Annotated in this window: 15 protein-coding genes; 5 read left to right on the top strand and 10 right to left on the bottom strand. The window is 70.9% G+C overall.

All coding sequences use genetic code 11. The features are described 5' to 3' along the window. Nucleotides 1-3: 3 nt before the first annotated feature. Nucleotides 4-1,821: an SLC13 family permease gene (locus ON759_RS07675; RefSeq protein WP_271679777.1), complete on the bottom strand. Its 1,818-nt coding sequence runs from the start codon at nt 1,819-1,821 to the stop codon at nt 4-6. Nucleotides 1,822-1,907: 86 nt separating this feature from the next. Here ON759_RS07675 and ON759_RS07670 point away from each other — a divergent pair, with 86 nt between their 5' ends. Next, nucleotides 1,908-2,666: a sensor histidine kinase gene (locus tag ON759_RS07670; RefSeq protein ID WP_271679776.1), complete on the top strand. Its 759-nt coding sequence runs from the start codon at nt 1,908-1,910 to the stop codon at nt 2,664-2,666. Between the two features lie 19 nt (nt 2,667-2,685). Further along, a complete protein-coding gene (locus tag ON759_RS07665) occupies nt 2,686-3,129 on the top strand; it encodes a response regulator (RefSeq protein ID WP_271679775.1) in 444 nt (147 codons plus the stop codon). 6 nt (nt 3,130-3,135) lie between these two features. Here ON759_RS07665 and ON759_RS07660 read toward each other — a convergent pair whose 3' ends face one another. Next, the gene (locus ON759_RS07660; protein ID WP_271679774.1) at nt 3,136-4,167 is read right to left on the bottom strand and encodes a class 1 fructose-bisphosphatase; all 1,032 of its coding nucleotides are present in this window, start codon (nt 4,165-4,167) and stop codon (nt 3,136-3,138) included. A 59-nt stretch (nt 4,168-4,226) separates the two neighbouring features. Here ON759_RS07660 and ON759_RS07655 point away from each other — a divergent pair, with 59 nt between their 5' ends. Beyond that, nucleotides 4,227-4,754 (top strand): hypothetical protein, encoded by a 528-nt coding sequence (locus tag ON759_RS07655; protein WP_271679773.1) that lies wholly within the window; start codon nt 4,227-4,229, stop codon nt 4,752-4,754. 6 nt (nt 4,755-4,760) lie between these two features. Here ON759_RS07655 and ON759_RS07650 read toward each other — a convergent pair whose 3' ends face one another. From ON759_RS07650 to adh, 4 genes are all read right to left on the bottom strand, one after another. After that, complete coding sequence (locus tag ON759_RS07650) at nt 4,761-6,341, bottom strand: DUF389 domain-containing protein (protein WP_271679772.1); 1,581 nt, start codon at nt 6,339-6,341, stop codon at nt 4,761-4,763. A gap of 35 nt (nt 6,342-6,376) precedes the next feature. Further along, nucleotides 6,377-6,703, bottom strand: coding sequence for a hypothetical protein (locus ON759_RS07645; protein WP_271679771.1), 327 nt, complete (start codon nt 6,701-6,703; stop codon nt 6,377-6,379). A 66-nt stretch (nt 6,704-6,769) separates the two neighbouring features. Further along, nucleotides 6,770-7,141, bottom strand: a complete 372-nt coding sequence (locus ON759_RS07640; protein WP_271679770.1) for a DUF779 domain-containing protein — start codon at nt 7,139-7,141, stop codon at nt 6,770-6,772. 115 nt (nt 7,142-7,256) lie between these two features. Then, nucleotides 7,257-8,786, bottom strand: coding sequence for an aldehyde dehydrogenase (gene adh / locus ON759_RS07635; protein WP_271679769.1), 1,530 nt, complete (start codon nt 8,784-8,786; stop codon nt 7,257-7,259). A 242-nt stretch (nt 8,787-9,028) separates the two neighbouring features. On the opposite strand from adh, the gene ON759_RS07630 reads away from it, so the two are divergent. Further along, a complete protein-coding gene (locus ON759_RS07630) occupies nt 9,029-10,906 on the top strand; it encodes a sigma-54-dependent Fis family transcriptional regulator (RefSeq protein WP_271679768.1) in 1,878 nt (625 codons plus the stop codon). Nucleotides 10,907-10,915: 9 nt separating this feature from the next. Here the strand turns inward: ON759_RS07630 and phhA are convergent, their stop codons facing one another. Next, a complete protein-coding gene (phhA, locus tag ON759_RS07625) occupies nt 10,916-11,806 on the bottom strand; it encodes a phenylalanine 4-monooxygenase (RefSeq protein WP_271679767.1) in 891 nt (296 codons plus the stop codon). Between the two features lie 43 nt (nt 11,807-11,849). After that, a complete protein-coding gene (locus ON759_RS07620; protein WP_425608460.1) occupies nt 11,850-12,866 on the bottom strand; it encodes a patatin-like phospholipase family protein in 1,017 nt (338 codons plus the stop codon). A gap of 107 nt (nt 12,867-12,973) precedes the next feature. On the opposite strand from ON759_RS07620, the gene ON759_RS07615 reads away from it, so the two are divergent. After that, complete coding sequence (locus tag ON759_RS07615; RefSeq protein WP_271679766.1) at nt 12,974-13,618, top strand: DUF2238 domain-containing protein; 645 nt, start codon at nt 12,974-12,976, stop codon at nt 13,616-13,618. Nucleotide 13,619: 1 nt separating this feature from the next. Here ON759_RS07615 and ON759_RS07610 read toward each other — a convergent pair whose 3' ends face one another. After that, a complete protein-coding gene (locus ON759_RS07610) occupies nt 13,620-14,384 on the bottom strand; it encodes a rhomboid family intramembrane serine protease (protein WP_271679765.1) in 765 nt (254 codons plus the stop codon). 49 nt (nt 14,385-14,433) lie between these two features. After that, complete coding sequence (locus tag ON759_RS07605) at nt 14,434-15,399, bottom strand: TerC family protein (RefSeq protein ID WP_271679764.1); 966 nt, start codon at nt 15,397-15,399, stop codon at nt 14,434-14,436. Nucleotides 15,400-15,417: the final 18 nt, after the last annotated feature.

Genomic DNA, 15,417 nt, shown 5'->3' with positions numbered 1-15,417 from the left:
GCCTCATCCGAAATGCGGCAGCATCGGGCCGCCCAGCCACAGCCAGCGCGCCATCCACGCACTGACCAGGCCGATCAGCACGGTCAGCGGCAGGCCGATGCGGGTGAAATCGCTGAACCGGTACTGGCCGGGGCCGAGGATCAGCAGGTTGCCGTGGTGGCCGATCGGGGTCAGGAACGCGACCACCGCGCCCAGCGCGGTGCACACCACGTACGGCGTCGGTGGCTGGTCCAGCACCTGCGCCAGCGCGATCGCGATCGGTCCCAGCAGCGCGGTGGTGGCGGCATCGGACATCACCTGGGTGAGCAGCGCGGCGACGGTGAACATCACCAGCAGCACCGCCAGCGGCGGCCAGTGCGCGACCACCCCCGACAGGTGCGTGGCCAGCAGGTCGGCGGTGCCGGTCTGTTCCATCGCGATGCCGAGCGGGATCACCCCGGCGATCATCACGAAGATGCGCACGTCGATCTCGCGGTAGGCCTGCTGGATGTCGATGCAGCGGGTGGCGACCATCGCCACCGCGCCCAGCAGGAAGGCCAGCGGCGCGGGCAGCCATTCGGTGGCCGCGGCGAGGATGGTGGCGCCGAGGATCGCCAGCGCCAGCGGCGCGCGCAGCCGGCGCTTGGCCTCGCCGGCGAAGGGCGCCAGCAGCAGGAACCCGTGGTGGGTGGCGAGTTCGGCGAAGCGCGAGGGCCGGCCCCACAGCACCAGCAGGTCGCCTTCGCGCAGGCGCGCGTCCGACAGGCGCTCGGCGACCTGCCCGGCGTGCCGCCACAGGCCGACCACCACCGCGTGGAACTGGCGCGAGAAATCCAGCTCGCGGATGCTGCGGCCGATGAACTCCGAGCCCGGCGCGACCACCGTCTGCACCAGCTGCGGCGTGCCGTCCCCGGACAGGGTGTCGCCGTAGCGGACGATCGCGTTGAGGTCCAGGCCGGGGTCGTCGTGCAGCGACATCAGCTCGTCGGCGCCGGCTTCGATCAGCAGGATGTCGCCCCCGAGCAGGGCGCTGCCGGCGGTCAGGTCGGTGCGCGAGGCGCCGTCGCGCAACCAGCCCAGCACCTGCACCGACTTGCCGATGGCCTTCTGCATGTCGGTCAGGCTGCGGGTGGCCCACTGCCCGCCCGGCACCACCAGCAGCTCGGTGCGGAAGCGCCCGAGGCGCAGGTAGTCGTCGTCGCCGCCCTCGCCGCTGCGCTTGGGCAACAGCCAGCGGGTGGCGAGCATGTAGGCGGTGCCGACCAGCACCAATGCGATGCCGATCGGGGTGATCGAGAAGATCCCCAGCCCTTCGGCGCCGGCGCGCTGCAGCTGGTCGTTGGCGAGCAGGAACGCTGGCGCGCTGACCAGGGTCAGGGTGGTGCCGAGCGAAGCTGCCAGCGACATCGGCATCAGCAGCCGCGAGGCCGGCATGTGGCGATCGCGCGCGTGCCGCAGCAGCAGCGGCAGCATCATCGCGGTGACCATCACGTGGTGGGTGAAGGCGGCGAGCAACGCCACCACCGGCATCACCACCGCGATCGTGCGCCACTCGTGACGGCCGCCGGCGCGACCGATCCAGGCGCCGATGTGCTCGCTCACCCCGGTGGCCGCCAACGCGCCGGAGATCACGAACACCGCGGCGACGATGATGGCGGGCTCGCTGGCGAACCCGGACAGCGCCTGCTTGCTGTCGAGCACGCCGGTCAGCACCAGCGCCAGCAGGATCAGCATGGCGGTCACGTCGACCCGCAGCTTCTCGGTGATGAACAGGTACAGCGCGCCGGCCAGGATCAGGCCGAACGCGATCTGCGACCACAGCAGGGGATAGGCGGCGAGCATGCGGGCATTGTGGCAAATCCCGGCGGCGCGACCGCCACGCCGCGCATGCACGCGGGCTTTACATTTGCCACCGGTAGACTGCGCGGATGCAGCCATCGTCGCCCGGCGCCACCGAAGCGGGCGCAAGCGCAGCAGCCACCGACGCCGCACCGGACCACGCCGCCGTGGAGCTGCAGGCCGTGCATGCGCGCCTGGAAGCCCTTGCACGTGGCATGTCGCACGACCTGCGTGCGCCATTGCGGGCGATCGAGGGCTTCGCCCGGCAGGTGGCGCGCGATCCCGCCGCGCCCGAGGCCCAGGCCCAGCTCGAGCGGATCCGCCAGGCCGCGGCGCGCATGGGTGGGTTGATCGACGGGCTGGTGGAGCTGATGCGCATCGACGGCCTGCCGCTGCGGCCGGGGCCGGTCGACCTGGGCCTGCTCGCCGAGTGGGTGGCCGCCGAGCTGCAGGATGCGCAGCCCGAGCCGCCGTTGCAGCTCGAGGTGCAGGACGGGCTCGGCGTCACCGGCGACGAGCGCCTGCTCAAGACCCTGTTGCAGCAGGTGCTGCGCAATGCACGCCAATTCGCGGGCGACGGCCCGGCCCGGGTCGAGGTCGGCGGCGAGCGCGAGGGCGACACCCTGCGCCTGCGCGTCCGTGACCACGGTATCGGTTTCGACATGGCCCATGCAGGGAAACTGTTCCAGCCGTTCCAGCGCCTGCACGGGCGCGACGAGGGGGCCGGCGACGGGCTCGGGTTGGCGATCGCGCAGCGGGTGGCGGTGCGCCACCGCGGCGGGATCGAGGCCGAGGCACGCCCGGGCGAAGGCGCCACGTTCCACGTGGTGCTGCGCGATCTGCAATGACGAGGAAGGACGCGAAGGCATGAATGGCAACAGGGACATCCTGCTGATCGAGGACAACCCGGACGACGTCGAGCTGACCCGCATCGCGTTCGCCGAGGCGGGGAGCGCACACCGGCTCACCGTGGTCAGCGATGGCGCCGAGGCGCTGGATTACCTGTTCGCCCGCGGCGCGCACGCGGGACGCGCCGCGACGGACCTGCCGGCGGTGGTGCTGCTGGACCTCAACCTGCCCAAGCTCAATGGCCGCGAGGTGCTGCAGGCGATCCGCAGCGACCCCGCCACCCGCAGCCTGCCGGTGGTGGTGCTGACCACCAGCGCCGAGCCCTTCGATGTCGACGCCGTCTACGAACTCGGCGCCAACAGCTACATCCAGAAGCCGGTGGAGTTCGAGCGCTTCGTCGATGCGGTGCGCCAGATCGGGCTGTACTGGCTGACCCTCAACCAGGCGCCCGGCAATCCCTGAGGCGGGTCAGCCCGCGTCGTGTGCGTGGTGGTAGCGGACCGCGGCCTCGACTTCGGCCTTCGAGCCCAGGAACACCGGCACCCGCATGTGCAGGCCGGTCGGCTGCACTTCCAGCATGCGCTGGCGGCCGGTGCTGGCGGCACCGCCGGCCTGCTCGACCAGGAAGCTCATCGGGTTGGCCTCGTACATCAGCCGCAGCTTGCCGCCCTTGGGCGCGCATTTGCTGTCCAGCGGATAGCTGAAGATGCCGCCGCGGGTCAGGATGCGATGCACGTCGGCCACCATGCTGGCCACCCAGCGCATGTTGAAGTCCTTGCCGCGCGGACCTTCCCTGCCGGCCAGCAGGTCGCCGACGTAGGCCTGCATCGGCGGCTCCCAGAAGCGCTGGTTCGACATGTTGACCGCGAATTCCTTCGTTTCCTCCGGGATCCGCATCCCGCGCGTGGTCAGCACGAAGCTGCCGATCTCGCGGTCCAGGGTGAAGGCATGGGTGCCGTGGCCGACGGTCAGCACCAGCATGGTGCTGGGTCCGTAGGTGCAGTAGCCGGCGGCGACCTGCGCGGTGCCCGGCTGCAGGAAGTGCTCGTCGCCCGGATGGGTGACGCCGTCCGGGCAGCGCAGCACCGAGAAGATGGTGCCCACCGAGATGTTGACGTCGATGTTCGACGAGCCGTCCAGCGGATCGAACAGCAGCAGGTAGTTGCCGCGCGGGTAGACGTCGGGGATCGGGTGCGAGGTGTCCATTTCCTCCGAGGCCAGCCCGGCCAGGTGCCCGCCCCAGGCGTTGGCTTCGAGCAGGATCTCGTTGCTCAGCACGTCCAGTTTCTTCTGCGCCTCGCCCTGCACGTTGATGCTGGCTTCGCCGGCGCTGAGCGCGTCGCCGAGCACGCCGCCCAGCGCGCCCTTGCCGACCGCGATGGAGATCGACTTGCAGGCGCGCGCGACCACCTCGACCAGCAGCCGCAGGTCGGGGTTGATGCGTCCGGCGCGTTGTTCCTCGATCAGGAAGCGGGTCAGCGAGATGGCGTGGGTGGACATGGCGGCTGGCGGGCTGGGGAAAGCGCTATTGTCGCCGATGACCATCCCCGGAGGCCGACATGCGACCCCATGCCCTGAGTGCCCTGCTGCTGGCCAGCCTGCCACTGGCGGCGTGTTCGCCCGCCCCCGCCCCGCCGACGATACCGGGCGGCAATGCCGCCGGGGCCCTCCCTGCCGCAGCGCCTCCTCCCGCCACCGAGCGCGCCGCCACCCCCGCCGCGCCGGCCGATGCCGCGCCTGCCGCCGATGGCGCGTCGATCGCGGGCGCGATCCATGACGGCAACCGCGCCCCGCCCGCGCTCCGGGTCTGCGCGCATCCGCTGGATGGCGGCAAGCCGCGTTGCATCGACACCGCGCCGGGCGCGACCGCGTACCGCCTCGCGCTGGCGCCCGGTCGCTACGTGGTCGTGGCCCAGGCCAAGGACGACCCGGGCCTGCGCTTCGCCCATGCGAGCCGGATCCGTTGCATCCGCGCACCGTGCCCGCCCGATGCCCTGGTCGAACTGTCACTGGCCCCCGGCGAGGCGCTGGCGGGCATCGACCTCACGGCGGGCGCGGCCGAACCGCCGGCCGCCGCAGACGGCTGAGCGGGCTCAGGACGCGGGCAAGGCCAGCTGCAGCGTGGCTTCGCCGCCGCGGCGGCGTTCCACTTCGCCGATGGCGATGCCGCGCGCCGACAGGACGCTGCGCAGCGCCTGTTCCCACGCATCCGCGCGGGCGTCGTCGACGCCGGCGAGGACGACGTCCACGCGCATCGCCCGCCAGCGCTGCAGCGCCCAGCCCTGGGCTTCCAGCGCCGCCTGCTGCGTGGGATCGGGGCCGATGGCGTCGTCGGTCGCGGGACCGAGCGCGATCGGCGGCAGGCCCTGCAGGGCCGGCACCACCCGCAGCGGGTCGTCGCCTTCCTGGCGCGCGCCGTCGATCTCGCGCTCGATCCGCTGCGCCCGGGCCAGCGGCACCCGCGCGTCGGCCGCCAGCCACAGTTCCCACCCGGGTCCGCTGGTCGCGCGCTGCAACCGACCGAGGTAGGGCAACAAGGCCGCGGTGACCCGCGCCTGCTGCGCCTGCGCCGCCTGCTGCTTCTGCGCGCGCACGCTCTCGGCATCCTGCAGGGCCAGCACGCTGCGCTTGAGTTCGGCGAGGGTGCCCTGCTGGCGCGCCACGGTCGCATCGTCAGCCGTCAGCACCTCGCGCACGCGCACCGCGACCGGGCGCCCGAGGCGCTCGCCCAGCGTGCGTTGCAGCCGCGCCTCGAGGCCGGCGGCGTGCGTGGGCACCAGCACCACCGCGTCCACGCCGACGCCCTCGCCGGTCGTGTCCACGCGCAAGGCCGAGACCCGCCCGTTGACGCCGGCGGCGGCCGCGTCCAGGGTCGAGCGCACGGTCAGTTCGGTCTGCGACTGCAGCGCGATCCGCTTGAGCGCCAGGCCCAGCGGAATCGACAGCAGGACGAAGGTGCCGACGATCAGCAGCGCCTGCCAGGCAGACTGCTTGGGCGTGTCGTCGCCGCCGAAACCGTACCAGCGCGCGACGATGGTCACCGACAGCGCGATCGCCAGCAGGTTGGTCATGAACAGGAACGCGGCGCCGCGCGCGATGTCCCAGTTGCCCACCGCGGTGCCGAAGCCGACCACCGCAAGCGGCGGCATCAGCGCGGTGGCGATCGCCACGCCGACGATGGTCTCGCCCTTGCGGGTGATGGTGGCGTAGGCGCCGGCGAGGCCGGACAGCACCGCGACCAGCAGGTCGAAGAAGGTCGGGCGGGTGCGCGCGAGGATCTCGCCGGTCGCCTCCTGCAGCGGCGACAGCCAGACCAGCGGGATCGCGATCGCCAAGGCCAGCGCGACCCCCGCGCCCAGCGTGCGCAGCGATTCGCGCACGGTGCGCAGGTCGAACGTCGCCAGGCCCATCCCGAGGTTGATGATCGGCCCCATCAGTGGCGAGATCAGCATCGCGCCGATGATCACCGCGGCGGAGTCCTGCAGCAGCCCGAGCGCGGCGATCCCGCAGGACATCACCACCATGAAGGCGTAGCGCGGCCCCAGCTCGCCGCCCTCGTGTACGTGCTCGAGCACGGCGATGCGGTCGACGCCGTCGACCAGCCGGGTCTTGCGCCATTGGCGGGCCCAGCGCCACCAGGCGGCGGGGGATGCGAGGTCGGGGGCGTGGTCCATCCGCGCAGGATAGCCGCGGTTCGGGGCGTTGCGGCTCAGGCGGCGCGCGGCATCCCGGCCAGTGCGTGGCGCTGCAGCAGGCGGCGCAAGGTGTCCTGGACCAGGCCCAGCGCGGCCAGCGGCGCAGCGGGATCGGCGGAGCACAGCACCCGCAGGCAGGCCTCGCGGAAATCGTCGGCCAGGGCGGCCACGTCCGCGTCTCCGAGCGTGCGCAGGCGGCGGGTCAGCCGCGCGAGCAGGGCGTCGTGCTCCGGCATCGGCGTCTGGCCGGCATCGCGGCGGATGCGGGCGCCGGCGTCATCGAGGGCGTCGAGCGCCTGTCGCCATTCGTCGGGTCCGGCGCGGGAGAGATCCTGGGCCATGCACGGGCACCTTGGTGGGTGGTGGCGCAGGATCGGCGGCGCGGCGTGATGCCGCGGTGAGCGGGTTCACGCGCGGCCCGCTTGGCGCAGGCATGCGAACTCCGCATCGGTGAACAGCCTCGATCGCACGAGGAAGCGCACGCCCTCGCCGTTCTCCAGCGAGAACATCCCGCCGCGGCCGGGCACCACGTCGATGATCAGCTGGGTGTGTTTCCAGTAGTCGAATTGCGCGGCGCTGATGTAGAAGTCGGCACCGCCGATCACGCCCAACTTCACGTCACGGTCGCCCACGATGAAATCGCCGACCGGATAGCACATCGGCGACGAGCCGTCGCAGCAGCCGCCCGACTGGTGGAAGAGCAGCGCGCCATGCTTCGTGCGCAGCCTTTCGATCAGCTGCAGCGCGGGGATCGTGGCGATGACCTGGCGGGTGTCCATGCGAAGCGATGCCTGCAGGCAAGAGACGGCGGATGCACGCCGGGGAGGGTGAGCGCGCATCCGCCGCACGGGAACCTGCCGCCATCCCCGCTCGCGCGGGGATGGCGGGCGCCGGTCAGAAGAAGCCCAGTGCCTTCGGCGAATAGCTCACCAGCAGGTTCTTGGTCTGCTGGTAGTGGTTGAGCATGTCGAGGTGGTTTTCGCGGCCGATGCCGGACTGCTTGTAGCCGCCGAACGCTGCGTGCGCCGGATAGGCGTGGTAGCAGTTGGTCCACACGCGGCCGGCCTGGATCGCGCGGCCCATTCGGTACAGGCGGTTGGCGTCGCGGCTCCACACGCCGGCCCCGAGGCCATAGAGCGTGTCGTTGGCGATCTGCAACGCCTCTGCCTCATCCTTGAACGTCGTGACCGACACCACGGGTCCGAAGATCTCCTCCTGGAAGATGCGCATCCGGTTGTGGCCCTTGAACACGGTCGGCTTGACGTAGAAGCCGCCGGCCAGTTCGCCGTCGAGCACGTTTTGCTCGCCGCCGATCAACACCTCGGCCCCTTCCTGCCGCCCGATGTCGATGTAGCTGAGGATCTTCTCCAGCTGCTCGTTGCTGGCCTGCGCGCCGACCATGGTGTTCGGGTCGAGCGGATTGCCCTGCTTGATGGCCGCGACACGCGCGAGCACCTTCTCCATGAACCGCTCGTAGATCGATTCCTGGACCAGCGCGCGGCTCGGGCAGGTGCAGACCTCGCCCTGGTTGAAGGCGAACAGCACGAAGCCTTCGATCGCCTTGTCGAGGAAATCGTCGTCCTCCGCCATCACGTCGGCGAAGAAGATGTTCGGCGACTTGCCGCCCAGCTCGAGCGTCACCGGGATCAGGTTCTGGCTGGCGTACTGCATGATCAACCGGCCGGTGGTGGTCTCGCCGGTGAAGGCGATCTTGGCGATCCGGTTGCTGGATGCCAGCGGCTTGCCCGCCTCCAGCCCGAAGCCGTTGACCACGTTGAGCACGCCGTCCGGCAGCAGGTCGCCGATCACTTCCAGCAGCACCAGGATGCTCGCCGGGGTCTGCTCGGCCGGCTTCATCACCACGCAGTTGCCCGCCGCCAGCGCCGGCGCCAGCTTCCAGCAGGCCATCAGCAGCGGGAAGTTCCACGGGATGATCTGGCCGACCACGCCCAGCGGTTCGTGGAAGTGGTAGGCGATGGTGTCGTGGTCGATCTCGGAGATGCCGCCTTCCTGCGCGCGGATCGCGCCGGCGAAGTAGCGGAAATGGTCAGCGCACAGCGGGATGTCGGCGTTGAGGGTTTCGCGGATCGGCTTGCCGTTGTCCCAGGTTTCGGCATGCGCGAGCAGCTCGAGGTTCTGTTCGATGCGGTCGGCGATCTTGTTGAGGATGTTGGCGCGCGCGGTCGTGCTGGTCTTGCCCCAGGCGTCCTTGGCCGCATGCGCGGCATCCAGCGCCAACTCGACATCGGCGGCCTGCGAGCGCGCGACGGCGGTGATCACCTTGCCGGTGATCGGGCTGGTGTCCTCGAAGTACTGCCCGCCGACCGGCGCCACCCACTGGCCGCCGATGAAATTGTCGTAGCGGGTCTTGAAGATCGAGGACGGATCGACGGCTTGCGGGCGGGGCGAGGCGACTGCGTTCATGCGGGACTCCGTGCGTGGATGTGGACCCGGTGCGGGTACTGCTGCTGGCGCAGGCCGCGTGCCACCTCGTGCTGTTGCGGTGCGTCATCGCGTGGACGCGCATGAGGACAGGCATTGCGCAAGAAACGTCCCGCAGCGCAGCATCGAAAATCGTTGCAGGGTGTCGCAATGCCGTGTTGTGTATCGGGACAGCAGGCGATCGCGCTGTCGCAAATTGCGACACATCGCCAGGAGGCACTCCGATGGGCCACGCGCCACCGACCCGCAACCCCGATCTCGCGCATGCCCGCCGCGCCTTCTTCGAGCAAGGCGGCGCGCCGGTGGGACAGCTTCCCAATGCGATCCTGCAGTCGTGGCGGCGCTGCCGTTCCCTCGGCCTGGCCGCCGATCGTCGTCCGGCGATCGAACCGGTCGGCGATGCGCGCCTGCGCGAGATGCGCGAACAACACGAGCGCCTCTGGCGACTCGCGCGCGCCGAGATCGAGATGCTCGCCAGCGACGCCGCCACGACCGGGAGCATCGCGATCCTCACCGACGCCGACGGCTGGATCCTCGACGCCGCCGGCAGCACCGTCTTCCTCGACAAGGCCGGACGGGTGGCGCTGATGCCGGGCGCCTGCTGGAACGAGGCCCGGGTGGGTACCAACGCGATCGGCACGGCGATCGCGGAAGGGCACGCCGTCGAGGTCCGCGGCGGCGAACATTACGCCGCCGCCAACCGCATCCTCAATTGCGCGGCGGCGCCGATCTTCGACCCCCGCGGCCAACTGGTCGGCGTGCTGGACATCTCGGGCGATGCCGCCATCGCGCAGGTGCACGCGCTCGGGCTGGCGAGGCTGGCCGTGGCCAACATCGAACACCGCTTCTTCGATGAAGGCCTCCCGGAGTGCGAGCTGCTGCGCGTCCATCGCGACCGCGCCCTGCTGGGCAGCGCGCGCGAAGGGTTGCTGGCCTTCCGCGATGGACGCCTGGTGGCAGCCAATCGCGCGGGGCTGGATCTGTTCGGGCTGGAGCGCCACGAACTCGGGCGCGCCAGTTGGGAGAGCCTGTTCGGTGATGCGTTGTCGCGGCTGCGGGACGACGGCATGTTGCTCGATCGCTTCGGCCGCGCGCTGTACGGGCACGTGGATGCGCCCACCCGCGCGCGGCGCGCGCGCGTACCCGCTGCGATCACCGTGTCGGCGGCCAGCCGGCCTGGCGATCCCCTGTTCGACGCCACCCAGGACCTGGAACTCGACCGAGCCAGGCGCGTGCTGGACGCCGGCATCGCGGTCCTGCTGCAGGGTGAGACCGGCTGCGGCAAGGAAGTGTTCGCGCGCGAGTTGCACCGGCGCAGCGCGCGGGCCGGCAAGCCCTTCGTGGCGGTGAACTGCGCGGCACTGCCGGAAGGACTCATCGAAGCGGAGCTGTTCGGCTACGAGAGCGGCGCCTTCACCGGTGCGCGCAAGCAGGGCAGCCAGGGCCTGTTGCGGCAGGCCGACGGCGGGGTGCTGTTCCTCGACGAGATCGGCGACATGCCACTGGCGCTGCAGCCGCGCCTGCTCCGCGTCCTGCAGGAGCGGGAGTTGTCGCCGCTCGGCGGGGGCAAGCCGGTGCCACTGGACTTCGCGCTGGTATGCGCGACCCATCGCGACCTGCAGGCAGCGATCGAGGAAGGGCGCTTCCGCGCCGACCTGTACTACCGGATCTGCGACCACGTGGTCCGCCTGCCCGCGCTGCGCGAGCGCGCCGCGCGCACGGAGGTCGTGCAAGCGTTGTGGGCGCGGATCGGCAGCGGGCGTCGCCTCGCCGAGCCCGCCCTCTCATTGCTGACCGGCTACGACTGGCCGGGCAACATGCGGCAGCTGGTCTCGTGCCTGCGGACCCTCGCGGCCTTGTCGGAACCCGGCGGCGAGGTGGGGATCGATGCGCTGCCGGCCTATCTCCGCCAACCGCCGGCCGCGGGGCACGTCGAGCCCGTGCGGATGCCGGCAGCAGCGCTCGATGCGCTCGAACTGGCGGCGATGCGCGCCGCGGTCGAAGCCTGCGACGGCAACGTGGCGAAGGCCGCGCGTCGGCTCGGGGTCAGTCGCAGCACGTTGTACCGGCGACTCGGCGGGGACGTGCGCCGACCCGCCTGAGCATGCGCCTCAGACGTCGCCGTCGGTGGGCCAGCCCTCGCCGCTGCCTCGCTGGTACACGTGGTCGGAATCGAGCACGTCGCCGGCCGGGATCGCGCCCTGGGTCGCCACCCGCGCGTAGATCGGGGTGAAGTCGGGGCGGGTCGCGTCCATCAGCTGCTCGAAGCTGTCGATCACGAAGTAGGTCTTCTGGTAGCTGTCGATGCGGTAGCGGGTGCGCATGATCCGCTCCAGGTCGAAGCCGATCCGGTTGGGCGCCGCGCTCTCCAGGCAGTGGATCGATTCGCCCTTGCTGGACACGATCCCGCTGCCGTAGATGCGCAGGCCGTCGTGCTGCCGGATCAGGCCGAACTCGACCGTGTACCAGTACAGGCGGGTGAGGTTGGCCAGCGCGTCCGCGCCGATGCCGTGCGCCTTGACCCCGCCGCGGCCGTAGGCCTGCATGTAGTCGGCGAAGGCCGGGATCATCAGCAGCGGCACGTGCCCGAACAGGTCGTGGAAGAGGTCCGGTTCCTCGATGTAGTCCAGCTGGTCCGGGCGGCGGATCCACCAGCTCACCGGGAAGCGGCGGTTGGCCAGGTGCTCGAAGAAATCGAGTTCGGGCAGCAGTCCTTCGACGCCGACGATCGTCCAGCCGGTCGCGGCCTCGAGCACGGCGTTGAGTTCGGCGAAGCGCGGGATGCGGTCCGGGCTCATGCCCATCATGTCCTGCGCCTGCAGGAACTCGTCCGAGGCGCGGCCGACCAGGATCTCGCGCTGGCGCTGGTACAGCGCCTTCCACACGCCGTGGTCGACGTCGCTGTAGTCGTCCCAGGGCTGGTCCACCACGCCGGTGGCGTAGACCGGGACCTTGCCCTTGTCGGTGACGATGTTCTCGAGGCGGGCGGGCTTGGCGTTCATGCCCAGAGTTTACGCCCGCGCCATCGCCGCGGCTTGATCGCGCTCAGCCGCCGCGGCAGTCGGGGTCGCGGCGCAGCACGTCGAGCCAGCCCTGCTGCGCGGCGCAGCGCGTCTTGCGCTCGGCCTCGCGCTGGCGCGCGGCTTCCGCCTCGGCGGCTTGCCTCGCCTGCGCCAGGCGGGCATCGCGCATCGCGGCCAGGCGCGCGCGGATCTGCGGCAGCGCGGCCTGCGCGGCGCGCTCGCCTTCCAGGATCGCGCGGTTACGCTGGGCGAAGTCGGCGGCGCCGATGTCGTTGACCTTCGGCCGGATCACGATGTCGGCACGCGCCAGTTCCTGCGCGCCGAGCTTCTGGCCCATGATCTTGATGCTCTGGTTGACGTTGCCGACCATGCTCGCCGGGCTGGCGATGCCGTCGGCCTTGCTGCCGATGTCGACCGCGATGACGAAGTCGGCGCCGAGCTCGCGCGCGGCATCGACCGGGACCGGGCTGACCACCCCGCCATCGACATAATGCGCCTTGCCGATCGCGACCGCCTCGAACACGCCCGGGATCGAGCTCGAGGCGCGCACCGCCTGCCCGGTGTTGCCGCGCACGAACACCGTGCGCTGGCCATCCTCCAGCCGCGTCGCGACCGCCGCGAACGGCTTGCGCATCTGCTCCATGCGGCGCCCGTCGACCAGTTCGTTGACGTAGTCCTGCAGCTTCTGGCCCTTAACCACGCCGCCGGAGAACAGGCTGACGTCGCGGATCCGCGATTCGTCCAGCGCGAACGCCTTCTGTTGCATCGCGTAGGCATCCATCCCGCTGGCGTAGAGCGCGCCGACCACGCTGCCGGCGCTGGTGCCGGACACCACCGCCGGCGTGATGCCGTTGGCCTCCAGGATCTTGATCACCCCGATGTGGGCGAAGCCCTTGGCCGCGCCACCGCCGAGGGCGATGCCGACCTTGACCGGCGGCGGCGTGCTGGCGACCACGCTGACCGGCGCGCGCACCTCGGGGGCACTGGCGCAGGCGGCAAGCAGGCTGGCGAGCAGGGCGGCGGCGAAGGCGCGGGGCATCGGGGGCGGTCTCGGGGCGAAGGCGGGACGGGGTCGCCGGCGGGCGAGGGCGCAGCTTAATGCGCGCTTCCGCAACGGCGGCCCAATGCAGGCGCTAGCATCGCGCGATGGACACCCCCCGCATCGCCGTCCCGCCCACCCGCCGCGAGCGCTGGCTGCTGGCCGGCGCGACCGTGCTCGCGCTGGCGGCGTCCTTCGCCATTGCCGGTGATCGCCTGACCTGGCTGCTGGAAACCGTGTGGGCGATGGCCGGATTGGCGCTGGTCGCATGGAAGTGGGATCGCTTCCCGCTGACCCGCCTGCTGTGCTGGCTGCTGTTCCTGCACGCGCTGGTGCTGGTCCACGGCGGCGCGCATACCTACGCGCAAACCCCGCTGGGGTTCTGGCTGCAGGACCTGCTGGGCACCGCGCGCAATCCGTGGGACCGGTTGGGGCACTGGATGCAGGGCTTCGTGCCGGCGATCCTCGCCCGCGAGCTGCTGCTGCGCCTGACCCCGCTGCGCCGCGGCGGCTGGCTGGCGTATCTGGTGCTGGCCGCCGCGCTGAGCTTCTCCGCGTTCTTCGAACTGATCGAATGGTGGGCGGCGCTGGTCTACGGCGCGGATGCCGACGCCTTCCTCGCCACCCAGGGCGACCCGTGGGACACGCAGTGGGACATGTTCCTGTGCCTGTGCGGCGCGGCGACATCGCTGCTCCTGCTGTCGCGCTGGCACGACCGCCAGCTGGGCGCGGCGGTGCTGGCCGGCAAGTAGTTCATTCGCCGGGGCGGCGGAACGGCAGCACCTTGCCGCGCGGTTCTTCCCCGGCGTCGCGCTGCCACAGCACCGGCACCTCGCGCGGGGCATCGGGTTCGTACATGTCGCGCTCGCGCGCCGCCTGTTCGCGCGCCAGTTCCTCCTCGATCTCCCAGCTGTACTTGCGGCGCGGCGGCGCGGGGTCGCTGCGGCGGAACAGGAAGGCGGCCAGCACCCCCGCGAGCGCGCCGCCGAGGTGCGATTCCCAGGACACCCCGGCCTCGCGCGGGAGGATGGTCATCAGCATCCCGCCGTAGAACGCGAACGCGAGCATGCCGGCGGCGATCGCGGCGCGGTCGCGGCGCAGCAGGCCGAGCACGAACACCAGGAACATCAGCCCATGGGTGACGCCGCTGGCGCCGAGGTGGTGCGAACCGGGCTGGCCGAGCAGCCAGGCGCCGAGCCCGGAGCCGAGCCACAGCAGCGGCAGGGCGCGCACCGTGGCCTTGGGGAAGGCGGTCAGCGCCAGCGTGCCCAGCATCAACAAGGCCGAGCTGTTGGCCAGCAGGTGTCCCGCCGAGCCGTGCAGCAGCGGTGCGCCGAGCAGGCCCAGCAGCCCGGCCGCCGAGCCCGGGGTGACGCTCAGGAAGGTCCAGTCGAAGGCATGCTGGGCGGCGAAGCAGGCCGCCAGCAGCAGCACGAAGCCGAGGCTGGCGTTGAACGCGCCACGCAACCGGCGCCGGTCCTGCTGCGATTGCGTGTCGGGGGTCGCGGGCGGTGGCATGCAGCCGAGGTGGGGCGCCGTGCCTGCGAATGCAAGGCGCCCCGCGCGGTCAGCCGTGGCCGGCGGGCGGCGACGCCTGCGGCCGCAGCATGCTCAACGCGATCGTCGCGCCGATGGTCGCCGCGACCACGCCCAGCGAGACCGTGATCGGGATCTTGTACACGTCGATCAGCAGCATCTTCGCGCCGATGAACATCAGCACCAGGGCCAGCCCATAGGGCAGCAGGTGGAAGCGGTCGGCCATGCCCTGCAGCAGGAAGAACATCGCGCGCAGGCCGAGCACCGCGAACACGTTCGAGGTCAGCACGATGAACGGATCCTCGGTGATCGCGAAGATCGCCGGGATCGAGTCCACCGCGAAGATCACGTCGGTGATGCCGATCATCACGATCACGATGAACAGCGGGGTGTAGAGCCGCTTGCCGTCCTGCAGGATCGACAACGCACTGCCGTGGTAGCCGCGGGTCATCGGCACGTGCCCGGTCAGCCAGCGCAGCAGCGGGTTCTTCTCCAGGTCCGGCGCCTTGCCCGCGGCCATGATCATCTTGATGCCGGTCAGCAGCAGGAACGCGCCGAACACGTAGAGGATCCAGTGGAACTTCGCCAGCAGCAGCGCACCCGCGAAGATCAGGATCGCGCGCAGCACGATGGCAGCAATGATCCCGATCACCAGCACGCGCTGCTTCTGCTCCTCCGGCACCGCGAAGTAGGTGAAGATCATGAGGAACACGAAGATGTTGTCGACCGCCAGCGACTTCTCGACCAGGTAGCCGGTCAGGAATTCCATGCCGATGCGGTTGCCGGCGTCGGGGCCGAGCTGCTGGCCGCTGTACCACCACAGCCAGGCGTTGAAGGCCAGCGCCAGCGCGACCCAGCCCACGCTCCACCAGGCCGCTTCCTTGAACGTCACCTTGTGCGGGCCGCCATGGCGCATCAGCACCAGGTCGACCAGCAGCGCGGCGGCGACCACCACGCCGAACACCAGCCACAGGAGGGGAGAACCGATCGTTTCCATGCGCAATCCACCGTCGTC

The sequence above is a fragment of the Thermomonas mangrovi genome (assembly GCF_028201335.1).
Taxonomy (GTDB): domain Bacteria; phylum Pseudomonadota; class Gammaproteobacteria; order Xanthomonadales; family Xanthomonadaceae; genus Thermomonas; species Thermomonas mangrovi.
Note: the sequence above shows the minus strand (reverse complement) of the source record. Positions and strands in the feature narration are given on the sequence as shown.